The organism is Bacteroides mediterraneensis, from assembly GCF_016900355.1.
Taxonomy (GTDB): Bacteria; Bacteroidota; Bacteroidia; order Bacteroidales; family Bacteroidaceae; genus Phocaeicola.
In genome coordinates this window covers 118,994-131,414 of sequence record NZ_JACJKA010000004.1, presented here as the reverse complement: position 1 = coordinate 131,414, position 12,421 = coordinate 118,994, and the positions used below count along the sequence as shown (strand labels likewise).

The 12,421-nt window shown below is 47.6% G+C and carries 8 protein-coding genes; 5 read left to right on the top strand and 3 right to left on the bottom strand.

Annotated features, from left to right (window positions below):
• Window positions 1–4 precede the first annotated feature (4 nt).
• The 5 genes from leuS to H6A28_RS04295 all read left to right on the top strand — a co-directional run bounded on the left by leuS (window position 5) and on the right by H6A28_RS04295 (window position 9,596).
• Window positions 5–2,839: a leucine--tRNA ligase gene (gene leuS / locus H6A28_RS04315; protein WP_204479036.1), complete on the top strand. Its 2,835-nt coding sequence runs from the start codon at window positions 5–7 to the stop codon at window positions 2,837–2,839.
• 72 nt (window positions 2,840–2,911) lie between these two features.
• Window positions 2,912–3,808 carry a YitT family protein gene (locus tag H6A28_RS04310; RefSeq protein ID WP_204475531.1) on the top strand — a complete coding sequence of 299 codons (897 nt, stop codon included), beginning with the start codon at window positions 2,912–2,914 and terminating at the stop codon, window positions 3,806–3,808.
• A 137-nt stretch (window positions 3,809–3,945) separates the two neighbouring features.
• A complete protein-coding gene (locus H6A28_RS04305) occupies window positions 3,946–6,507 on the top strand; it encodes a beta-mannosidase (protein WP_204479034.1) in 2,562 nt (853 codons plus the stop codon).
• 16 nt (window positions 6,508–6,523) lie between these two features.
• Complete coding sequence (locus H6A28_RS04300) at window positions 6,524–8,860, top strand: glycoside hydrolase family 20 protein (RefSeq protein ID WP_204479033.1); 2,337 nt, start codon at window positions 6,524–6,526, stop codon at window positions 8,858–8,860.
• 145 nt (window positions 8,861–9,005) lie between these two features.
• The gene (locus H6A28_RS04295; protein WP_204475528.1) at window positions 9,006–9,596 is read left to right on the top strand and encodes a non-canonical purine NTP diphosphatase; all 591 of its coding nucleotides are present in this window, start codon (window positions 9,006–9,008) and stop codon (window positions 9,594–9,596) included.
• On the opposite strand, the gene H6A28_RS04290 is transcribed toward H6A28_RS04295, so the two are convergent.
• The 3 genes from H6A28_RS04290 to H6A28_RS04280 form a co-directional block, all read right to left on the bottom strand.
• Window positions 9,593–10,579 carry a winged helix-turn-helix domain-containing protein gene (locus tag H6A28_RS04290; RefSeq protein WP_204479031.1) on the bottom strand — a complete coding sequence of 329 codons (987 nt, stop codon included), beginning with the start codon at window positions 10,577–10,579 and terminating at the stop codon, window positions 9,593–9,595. The two genes, H6A28_RS04295 and H6A28_RS04290, sit on opposite strands and share 4 nt — an antisense overlap.
• 219 nt (window positions 10,580–10,798) lie before the next feature.
• Entirely contained in the window at window positions 10,799–11,449 is a 651-nt protein-coding gene (locus tag H6A28_RS04285) for a chloramphenicol acetyltransferase (protein WP_204475526.1), read from the bottom strand.
• A complete protein-coding gene (locus H6A28_RS04280) occupies window positions 11,446–12,357 on the bottom strand; it encodes a ketopantoate reductase family protein (protein WP_204479029.1) in 912 nt (303 codons plus the stop codon). The genes H6A28_RS04285 and H6A28_RS04280 overlap by 4 nt, the downstream gene beginning before the upstream one ends.
• Window positions 12,358–12,421 lie beyond the last annotated feature (64 nt).

The following is a 12,421-nucleotide window of genomic DNA, read 5'->3' as shown; positions in this document are numbered from 1 at the left end:
CGATATGGAATATAATTTCAGAGAAATTGAGAAAAAATGGCAGCAAAGATGGGTGGATCGGAAGACCTATAAGGTTGTCGAGGATGAATCCAAAAAGAAGTTCTATGTGTTGAATATGTTCCCTTATCCTTCGGGAGCCGGCCTTCACGTAGGTCATCCGCTGGGATACATTGCCAGCGATATTTATGCACGCTACAAGCGCCTGCAGGGATTCAATGTGTTGAATCCGATGGGATACGATGCATACGGTCTGCCTGCTGAACAATATGCCATTCAGACAGGACAGCATCCGGCTATTACTACCGCAGCCAATATCGCCCGTTATCGGGAGCAGCTGGATAAGATCGGCTTCTCGTTCGACTGGGACCGCGAGGTACGTACTTGTGAGCCGGGATATTATCACTGGACCCAGTGGGCTTTCCAGAAGATGTTCAACAGCTTCTACTGCAATTCTTGCCACAAGGCACAGCCTATCAGTAAGCTGGTGGCACATTTTGAAAAGGAAGGTACGGAAGGTCTGGATGTGGCTTGCAGTGAGGAACTGCATTTCACAGCCAAGGAGTGGAAAGCAAAGACCGAAAAGGAACAGCAGGAAATATTGATGAACTACCGTATCGCATACTTAGGAGAGACTATGGTGAACTGGTGTCCGGCTTTGGGTACCGTACTGGCCAACGATGAGGTGGTCGATGGAGTATCTGAGCGTGGAGGTTATCCAGTGGTACAGAAGAAGATGCGTCAGTGGTGTTTGCGTGTGTCTGCTTATGCACAGCGTTTGCTTGACGGATTGGATACCTTGGACTGGACCGATTCTCTGAAAGAAACTCAGCGTAACTGGATTGGTCGTTCAGAAGGTACGGAAGTCCGTTTCAAGGTGAAAGACAGCGACCTGGAATTTACCATCTTTACGACTCGTGCCGATACCATGTTTGGAGTGACCTTCATGGTACTTGCACCTGAAAGTGAACTGGTTCCGCAGTTAACTACTGAAGACCAGCGTGCGGAAGTGGAAGCTTATCTGGAACGTACAAAGAAACGTACCGAGCGCGAACGTATTTCTGACCGTCGCGTAACAGGTGTATTCAGCGGTTCGTATGCAATCAATCCGTTTACGGGTGAATCCGTTCCGGTATGGATCAGTGATTATGTATTGGCTGGCTATGGTACAGGTGCCATCATGGCCGTACCTGCACATGATAGCCGTGACTATGCATTTGCCAAGCATTTCAATTTGCCGATTATTCCGTTGGTAGAAGGTTGCGATGTCAGTGAAGAAAGTTTTGACGCCAAGGAAGGTATCGTCTGCAATTCTCCGAAAGCCGGTGTGACTCCTTATTGCGACCTGACTTTGAACGGTCTGACCATCAAGGAAGCCATTGCCGCTACCAAGAAATATGTAAAAGAACACAATTTAGGTCGTGTGAAAGTCAACTTCCGTTTGCGTGACGCCATTTTCTCTCGTCAGCGTTACTGGGGTGAACCGTTCCCGGTTTATTATAAAGACGGTATGCCATACATGATTGACGAGCACAAGTTGCCGCTGGAATTGCCGGAAGTAGATAAATTCTTGCCGACCGAAAGCGGAGAACCCCCGTTGGGACACGCTACCCGCTGGGCATGGGATGTAGAGAAAGGCGAAGTCGTAGAAAACTCTAAGATTGACAATGTACACGTGTTCCCGTTGGAACTGAATACCATGCCGGGATTTGCCGGATCAAGTGCTTATTATCTGCGTTACATGGACCCGCACAACGATAAGGAATTGGTTTCTGCAAAGGCCGATCACTATTGGCAGAACGTAGACCTCTATGTGGGAGGTACGGAACATGCAACTGGTCACTTGATTTATTCTCGTTTCTGGAACAAGTTCCTGTTCGACCTGGGTGTCAGCATCAAGGAAGAGCCGTTCCAGAAGCTGGTGAACCAGGGAATGATTCAGGGTCGAAGCAACTTTGTATATCGTATCAAGGATACCAATACCTTTGTATCTTTGGGACTGAAAGACCAGTATGACGTGACTCCGCTGCATGTGGATGTAAACATCGTATCCAACGATGTGCTGGATGTGGAAGCCTTCAAGAACTGGCGTCCGGAATACCATAATGCAGAGTTCATTCTCGAAGACGGCAAGTACATCTGCGGTTGGGCGGTAGAAAAGATGAGTAAGTCCATGTACAACGTGGTCAACCCGGATATGATTGTAGAACGCTATGGAGCCGATACCTTGCGTATGTACGAAATGTTCCTCGGTCCGGTAGAACAGTCTAAACCGTGGGATACCAACGGTATCGACGGTGTACACCGTTTCCTGAAGAAACTTTGGAACCTGTTCTATGACCGTCAGGGCACTTTCTTGCCGGTGGAAGGAGAGGCGACCAAAGAAGAACTGAAGTCTATTCATAAGCTGATTAAGAAGGTGACAGGTGATATTGAAACCTTCTCTTACAATACTTCTATCAGTGCGTTTATGATTTGTGTGAATGAGCTGACTTCTTTGAAATGTCATAACAAGGAGGTGATGAGTAACCTCGTTATCCTTCTGGCTCCGTTTGCTCCTCACTTGGCTGAAGAATTGTGGGAGGCACTGGGTCACACCACTTCTGTGTGCGACGCACAGTGGCCGGCATTCAATGAAGACTACCTGAAGGAAGACAGTGTGAAGTACACCATCTCGTTCAACGGCAAGGCACGTTTCACGATGGAATTCCCTGCTGACGCTGATAACAATACGATTCAGGCTGCGGTAATGGCTGAAGAACAATCACAGAAATGGATTGACGGCAAGACGCCGAAGAAGGTGATTATCGTACCGAAAAAGATTGTGAACATTGTACTTTAACTTTTTATTTCTCGTCCGGGACAAGAAGGGAACAGCTTACCCTTCTTGTTCCGGATGATTTTTTAGTTGTCTATGGGAACATTATTGAAAAAGAAATTAGGGAGAGAGTCAAGGGATTATTTGGCTATTACCTTTGGATTGATTTGCTATTCTATCGGTTGGGCGGCCTTTATGCTTCCTTACCAGATTACTACCGGAGGAGTCACAGGTATTGCTGCTATTATTTATTATGCGACGGGCATTGAAATACAGGTTTCCTATTTTATCATCAATGCGGTCTTTTTAGGCTTTGCACTGAAGATTTTAGGTCCGAAATTCAGTATCAAGACTATCTTTGCCATTTTCATGCTGACTTTCCTGCTTTGGTTTTTCCAGATGATTTTGAAGGACGAAAACGGGAACTTACCGCAACTGTTGGGGCCTGGACAGGACTTTATGGCCTGTGTGATAGGAGCTGGTCTGTTGGGATTCGGTATCGGTATCGTCTTCTGTAACAACGGAAGTACGGGAGGAACGGATATCATTGCATGGATTATCAACAAGTACAAGGATGTGACCTTGGGACGGATGATGATGTATTGCGATATTGTTATCATTTCTTCCTGTTATTTTATTTTCCATGACTGGCGTCGGGTGTTGTTCGGTTTCTGCGTGCTGTTTATCATGAGCATTGTGATTGACTATGTCATCAACAGTACACGTCAGTCTGTGCAGTTCTTGATTTTCTCTCGCAAATACAATGAAATAGCCGAAGGCATTGCTACACAGATTGACCGTGGAGTGACGCTACTCGACGGACAAGGCTGGTATAGCAAGCAGGACATCAAAGTGGTAGTGGTTTTGGCCAAGAAGAGAGAGTCACTCGACATTTTCCGCTTGGTAAAAGACATTGATCCCAACGCATTTATTTCGCAAAGTAATGTAGTGGGAGTATACGGGGAAGGCTTTGATAAACTTAAAGTAAAATAAACATTTCCCTAAGATATTTAAAATGAAAGAAGGTTTTCTCGTTTAATTTGCTTAATCGGGAAAACTTTTTTTTATTTGTAAATAAATATTGTGATACTTAAATCTATAGCGTGAAAAGAATATTCAAATTTATTCTGATGGCAGTATGGTTCCTGACCTGTGCTTTCGGAAATCATGTGTGGGGAAAAAGTTTACCTCAAGTTCGTCAGTTGCATACGGGTTGGGAATTTTCAATGTATGGCAGTAACGAATGGTTGTCTGCTGAAGTCCCTAGTACGGTTCATCAAGATTTGTTGGCTCACCATCAATTGCCGGATCCTTTTTATGGCATGAATGAGGAGAAAATCCAATGGGTAGAAAAAGAAGACTGGCAGTATCGCACTTCATTTGTGCTTGGCGAAGAAGAAATGGAGATGGAAGAAGTGTTTCTGGTTTTTGAAGGACTGGACACCTATGCCGATGTGTTCTTGAACGGTTCTCTTTTATTGAAGGCGGATAATATGTTTGTGGGTTACCGCATCCCTGTCAAGAAAGTATTGAAAAAGGGTGAAAACAAGTTAGTGGTACGTTTTCGTTCACCTATTCGGGAGGCGATGCCGCAATGGGAAAGTAATGGGTTTGATTATCCGGCAGACAATGACCATTTCCCACAGAAATTAAGTGTGTTTACTCGTAAAGCTCCTTACTCTTATGGTTGGGACTGGGGCATCCGTATGGTGACCTGTGGCATCTGGCGTCCTGTGTATCTGGAGTTTGCCAATAAGGCGGTGGTAGAGGATTATTTTGTGCATCAAACCTCGGTCAGCTCAGCTCGTGCAGAGGTGGATAATCAAATAGAGATAAATAATATAGGCAATGACAGGCAGCAGGCCTTGGTCCGTGTCACCTACCGCTGTCCTGGAGAAGCTGATAAAAGCATGGAAAAGAAGGTAGAGTTGCAGCCGGGACAAAATACCGTGTCGCTTCCTTTGTCGGTAGAATCACCGCATCTTTGGATGCCCAACGGCTGGGGAGAGCCTGCGTTGTATGAGTTTGAAGCATCGGTTTGGGTTGACGGACAGCTGGTTTCGCAGAAAAGCCACCAGATAGGGCTTCGTCAAGTACGTGTGGTACAAGAAAAGGACAAAGAGGGGATGAGCTTCTATTTTGAAGTGAACGGTATTCCAATGTTTGCCAAGGGTACCAACCTGATACCTTCCGATGCCTTGCTTCCGCGGGTGACTCGTGCCCGTTATGCACGTTTGCTGGAGGATGCACAAATATCTCACATGAATATGATACGTGTGTGGGGAGGTGGTATCTATGAAGATGATGCTTTCTTTGAGGAGGCCGACAAGCGGGGAATCCTCATCTGGCAGGATTTTATGTTTGCTTGTACCACGTATCCGCACGATCCGGTTTTTCTGCATCGGGTATCGGAAGAAGCTGAATACAATATCAAGCGATTGCGGAATCATGCTTCATTGGCTATGTGGTGCGGCAACAATGAAATTTATGAAGGCTTGCGTTATTGGGGCTGGAAAGACAAATATACACCGGAAGTCTACCAGCAGATGCTGGAAGGATACGATGTGCTTTTCCGTCAGCTTCTGCCAGAAAAAGTGAAAGAGTTGGATCCAGGTCGGTTCTATCTGGAGGGCTCTCCGTATGAAGCCAACTGGGGAAGACCGGAAAGCTGGAAGATTGCCGACAGCCATAACTGGGGTACTTGGTACGGCCAGAAACCTTTCGAGAGTCTCGACAAGGAGATTCCCCGCTTTATGAGTGAATACGGGTTCCAGGCCTTCCCGGAAATGAAAACTATCCGTACGTTTGCCTCTCCGGAAGATTATGCACTGGAATCGCCGGTGATGAACGCACATCAAAAGAGTACCATCGGGAATGCCTTGATAAAAAAGACGATGGCCCTCTATTATCCAGTGCCGGAGAAATTTGAAGATTTGGTGTATGCTGGTCTTGTCTTGCAAGGACAGGGCATGCGTCATGGTATGGAGGCACATCGCCGGAATCGCCCGTATTGTATGGGAAGTCTGCCTTGGCAGCTGAATGATAGTTGGCCGGTCGTGTCCTGGTCGGCCATTGATTATTATGGCAACTGGAAAGCCATGCAGTACCAGACCCAAAGAGCTTTTGCTCCGGTGCTGATCAATGCCATCCGGGAAGGAGATAAACTGCGTGTGTATGTGTTGTCGGATTGCCTGAAAACGGAAAAAGTGACCTTGCAACTGGAATGGACTGACTTTCAGGGAAAGGTACATCGTCGGCAGCAAATAGACGGCAACTTGCCGGTCAATGCTTCGGAGGTACTCTATGAAGAGGATTGGCAGAAGGCTTTTGCAGCCTGTGATACGACGGCTTCTTTCCTGCGTATGACCTTAAAAGGGCATCAAAGCCGGAAGATACTCTCGGATGAAGTCTACTATCCGGTATATCCCAAATACCAGCGTCTGCCTAAGGCGAAGATTTCTTGCAAGAAAACGCCTAAGAAAGGAGTTTACGAGCTAACCTTGAAATCCAATCAACTGGCGCGGGATGTATTTATCGAGATACCGGTGCAAGGGGTACGTTTTTCCGATAACTTCTTTGATTTGCTGCCGGGAGTGACCAAGAAAGTGACGGTCTCTTCGGCCGATGGAAGTCCTTTGGAGGATATTACGGTCCATATTCATCAATTGAGTGATATTACTTCTAATTATTAACCTTTATATTATCGACATGAAACCATTTTCAAAAATGAATTGTTTGGGGTTGGCATTGGCTGGAATGCTGATCACTTCGTGTACGGATAGTCCGACCGCAGTGGCAGACTATCAGGTGGTACCTATGCCATTGGAAATTACAGCGGCATCACAGGGATCGTTTCTGCTGAAGAGTGGAGAAACGGTCTATTATCCTGCCGGAAACGAAAAAATGAAAAAGAATGCGGAATTCCTGGCTACTTTTATCAAAGAACAGACGGGGATTACGTTGAAGACACAAGAAGGAGAGAAAGAAGAGGGAATTGTGCTGAAGCTGGGTCTGGAAGCCAATTCTCCGGAAGCATATCGTTTGACGGTGGACGGAAAGAAAGTGGTGATTGCCGCTCCTTCGGAAGCTGGTGTGTTCTATGGTATCCAGACTTTACGTAAGTCTGTATCTGTGCATGAAGGAGGGGGTGCCATTGAATTGCCCGCAGTAGAAATCAACGACAGTCCGCGCTTCAGCTATCGTGGAATGATGCTCGATGTAGGCCGTCACATGTTTACGGTAGATGAGATTAAGACGTACATCGACATGCTGGCGTTGCATAACATCAACCGTTTCCACTGGCATCTTTCTGAAGACCAGGGGTGGCGTATTGAAATCAAGAAATATCCGAAGCTGACCGAAATCGGTTCCAAGCGTAGTGAAACGGTTATCGGACGCAACTCGGGCGAATACGACGGTAAGCCTTACGGTGGTTTCTATACCCAGGAACAGGCTAAGGAAATTGTGGCATACGCGGCAGAACGTTACATCACGGTCATTCCGGAAATCGACATGCCGGGACACATGCAGGCCGCTTTGGCGGCTTATCCGGAACTGGGATGTACAGGTGGTCCGTATGAAGTATGGCGTATGTGGGGTATCTCCGACAATGTGCTTTGTGCCGGAAACGACAAGACCATCCAGTTTATCAAGGATGTGCTGGCTGAAATTATCGAAATCTTCCCGTCTAAATACATTCATGTGGGTGGCGACGAATGCCCGAAAGTGAAGTGGGAGACTTGTCCGAAATGTCAGGCCCGTATCAAGGCCTTGGGTATCAAGGGCGACAGCAAGCACTCCAAGGAAGAATATTTGCAGAGCTATGTGATTCATGAAGCTGAGAAGTTCCTCACTGAGCATGGACGGAACATGATTGGGTGGGATGAAATCCTGGAAGGTGGACTGGCTCCGAATGCTACGGTAATGTCTTGGAGAGGCGAAGCAGGAGGTATTGAAGCCGCTCACCAGAAGCACAATGTCATTATGACACCGAACACTTACCTGTATTTTGACTATTATCAGGCGAAGGATACCGACAATGAACCGCTGGCTATTGGTGGTTATCTGCCGATTGAAAGAGTGTATAGCTACGAACCGATGCCTGCTGCACTTTCTCCGGAAGAACAGAAATACATCACGGGTGTACAGGCTAATCTGTGGACGGAATACATTCCTACGCTTGCACAGGCACAGTACATGGTATTGCCGCGTATGGCTGCCCTCTGCGAAACCCAGTGGAGTGCTCCTGAAAAGAAGAAAGATTATCAGGGATTCCTGAAACGTACGGCTCGTCTGACCAAGATTTATCAGTTGAAGGGATGGAACTATGCGACTCATATCTTTGATGTGAACGTGAATATTGTGCCGAATTCGGAAACCGGTAAACTGGATGTCAGTGCGGCTACGATTGATGAGGCTCCGATATATTACACCCTGGATGGAACTGAACCGACGGCTTCTTCTACCAAGTTTGAAGGCAGTCTGAGCATTGATGCAGCCTGTGTTTTGCGCATGATGGCGGTACGTCCGGAAGGCAATTCCCGTGTGACACTCGACAGCATCTCATTCAGTAAGTCTACGGCGAAACCGATTACAATGCTGCAACCCATCAACAAACCTTACGAGTTCAAGGGAGCGGTGACGTTGGTAGACGGTATGACCGGTAACCGGAACTACAAGACCGGCCGTTGGATTGCGTTCTACAAGAACGACATGGAAGCGGTAATTGATTTGAAGGAAGAGACTGAAATCAGTTCCATGACCCTGCGTACCTGCGTGGAAAAAGGTGACTGGATTTTTGATGCCAGAGGAATCACGGTAGAAGTATCCGATGACAACAAGACCTTCAAGAAAGTGGCTTCTGAAACCTATCCGGCCATGACCGAGAAGGATGCCAACCAGATTTATACGCATACGCTGAAGTTTACGCCGGTGAAGGCCCGTTATGTGAAGGTAACCGCTTTGTCTGAAAAGAACATTCCGGCATGGCATGGAGGAAAAGGCAATCCGGGCTATCTGTTTGTGGATGAAATCGTATTGAACTAATATATTGACAGTTCTTTTATAACGATGGGGTCTGGTTTCCTGAGAAGGAAGCTGGACCTTTTTTATGTAGTTTTTAGGGATACAGTTTGAATACTAAAGGGTTGGTATGTATCTTTGTACCTGTAAATTTGATTAGGAAGTTTGTATGAAGAAGAAACTGGTTTTTGCGACAAACAATGCCCATAAGTTGGACGAAATACGGGCCATCTTGGGAGATAAGGTAGATATCTTGAGCCTGAAAGATATTCATTGTGAGGCAGATATTCCTGAAACGGCAGACACCTTGGAGGGAAATGCGGCACTCAAGGCGGAGTATATTTATCAGCACTACGGTATGGATTGCTTTGCAGACGATACGGGTCTGGAAGTGGAAGCACTGAATGGAGCTCCTGGAGTGTATTCAGCACGCTATGCGGGCGGTGAGGGACACGATTCGGAGGCCAACATGAAGAAATTGCTGGCTGAGCTGGAGGGAAAAGACAACCGGAAGGCACAGTTCCGTACGGCCATCTGCTTGATAGAAGGCGGTCAGTCGCACTTGTTTGAAGGCATCGTAAAAGGTGAAATCATCCGGGAGAAACGGGGAGCCTCAGGCTTTGGTTACGATCCGGTGTTTGTACCCGAAGGTTATACCGAGACTTTTGCCGAGATGGGAGCAGAAGAGAAAAATAAAATCAGCCACCGGGCAAGGGCCGTACAGCATTTGTGTGAATACCTGAACGGACAGCCTTCTTAATTTGAAACATTGTCCGCAGTAAGCGTACACTTCAGATAATATCCCCGTCCCTTGACGGTGACAATCCGATAATCCGGGAAGTCCTGTAGGACTTTCCGGATGGTTTGTATATGGGTTTCGAGTTTTTCGTTGGCTTCGGCATCATCTGGCCAGCAAGTGGCTGTAATTTCTTCCCGATTGACGCATTCTCCATTCTTCGTCCACAACTGATGGAGAATCTGTAAATCCAGGCGGGAGATGGCACATTGTATGCCGTCGATGAGGAGGGCCTGATGCATCAGGTCGATGTAGAGGCCTTTTGCAGGCTTTTTCTGCCGTTTTTTGTATCGCAGATAAAGAAGTATGCCTCCGACAAGCAGCACCAGGAAAAAGGTACTATAATAAGCCACAGGGACATAGCGCAGCAGCGTAAGGAAGTCGTAGTCTGCCCATCCTTGCAGCTGGAGATTGTGCGTCAGGTCGAGCTGATAGACGGGCGTTCGATAAGCTGAGGCTGTCGGCAGGATGCCTGCCCGTGTTTGGGTGCGGGCCTGCGTGTGGATATAAAACACTCCGGCCATTCCACTGATGTGTCTTTGGGCAAGTTGTGCCTGGAACAGCTGGTTGATTTGTTCGGCATTGACTGGCAGAATATCATCTAACAAGTATTCATTCAGCAGTTTCCGGGCAGTGGCTTCCGGAATACTGTCCTGAAATACATAAGTCGTTTTTTTCTCCAAGGTCTGGAGGGTATAGCTCTTGATTTTCCGATTGGCAATGGGAGCAAGAAGATAGGCCTTGAGCGCAGGGTCTACGAATAGTCTGTTGTCTGTCTGAAAAGTATTTAGACGGTCCTCATAATGTAAGCGTTCGGCTTCCCGCAAAGCCTTGTTGATGGCCGTGTGTACCTGTGTCCGGCTACAGCGGAAGGCGATGTCGCAGATGGCAATGCAGGCAAGGAAAAAAACGGCGGCAAACAGGAGTGTGGTAGTTCTTTTTTTCATGACAACTTCTTTGAGGGCAAATTAAACGAAAAAAAGCGGGAATTCAAAAACGTAACAGTATCCATGAAAAAGTGCGCTTACTTGTTTTAGGTTTCCCAGTCAGGAAACATATGTTTCTCGGTGCGGAAACATACGTTTCGCGTAAGGAAAACGTACGTTTCCGCGCCGGAAAGCGTAAAAAAGAACGAGGCCTTTTCCAGGAAAAGTACCTGTGTTTTCTTATCTTTCTTTCAGGTATTGTGCTACTTTCTCAAAAAACTGGGAGATGTGGGCTCCGTCCACGAACGCATGACTCACTGTCAGGGCAATGGGCATTACCAGCCTTCCTTCCCGCTTGACGGCCTTTCCTGCGTTCATCAGCGGGTAATCCAACGGATGGCCGGGGGCATACTGTGTGTAGGAAACAGACGTGAAATACAATTTCGGAGTCGCGCTGAGCAGGATGACGTCGAAATCTCCCTGCGTGGCAATTTCCTTGTCGGTGCCGTACGGGTCTCCATCTTCCGGAATGGACGTGATGATGCGCCGGGCTTCTTCGTAGAAGGCCTTGAAATCGCTTTGCCAGGGGATACGTACGGTGTAGAAGGTCTTTCCGGGGACGGCAATCGGGGTGGTGATGTCTACCATGTCATGGTAGACCACCTGGCCGTCCTTGTCCCATCGGTAGCGGAACTCCTTGATTTCATTTGCAGCACGGAGTACGGCATACAGGTAATACAGGAAAAAGGAATGCCCTTTGGCCTTGGCTTCGGCGTAAGCTTCGGTACAGTCCACTTCGCTGGTGATGGCAATCCATGAGTTATGGAAGTCACGGAAGAAGAGATAATTGTCCTTCCGTTCCCAGGTGTCAATGTCAATCAGGTGTTTCATGCAGGTTTGAATTTCTGAGCCACTTTTCGGTAGGTAGGCATGTCGATGTGTAACTGTTCTCCCAAGGCAATCATGTCGAAGAGCAGGCCCTGAATTTCCGATTCATGACCGCGGGCGATATCTTTCTGCATGGAAGCCGTGCTGTGTGGGTCGAGTTTGTCGATGACCATCAGGTTGTAAGCAACCGGGTCGTGGGGGTAGTGGATGCCTAATTTCTCACCTATCTGTGCGCTTTCACGCGACAGGCCGATGAAGGTATCACGTACTTCACCTTCGTGTTGCACTTCTCCCATCGGCACATCGTGATAAGCTCCTGTGCAGGCCATGGCAGAGATGAACGACCATTTGATGAAGGTATCACGGTTGATATCGTCCGATACGTCCACTTTGATACCGCATGCACGGAGTTCTTCGGCAATGGCTTCCAGCCGTTCGGGGGCGACATGCTGCTCCGGTCTGGCTCCAAATACCAGGCGGAAGATGCTTCCCATCTGGCTGATTTCTCCTTCACCGGATACGAATCCTACGATGTAAATACAGCCGTCGAGTACCTGGACCGACGGAACAAGGCGTCCGATACGGGGACCAGTGCCATACACATTGAGGATAGGGATCACCAGTGTGTCGGGAGTGGAAGCCCGTTCCAGCACGTCCTTGATGGAGTCGATGGAATAGCCTTTCACACAGACAAAGATTACGTCGGCCTTTCCCTGAAATTCTTCGGCGGTACAGGCTTTCACGGGGAGAAAATGTTCGCCTTTCAAATCCGATTTCAAATGCAGTCCCTGATGGCGGATGGCCTCCAAGTGCTTTCCTCGGGCAATGCAAGTGACTTCCTTGCCTGCCAAGGCAAGAAATCCGGCGATGCATCCTCCTACACCGCCTGTTCCGATGATGAGATAGTTCATGGTGTAATCAATTTAGCGGGATAAAAAAACAGCACGGAACCGTGGAAGTCCCGTGCTGAGGTAA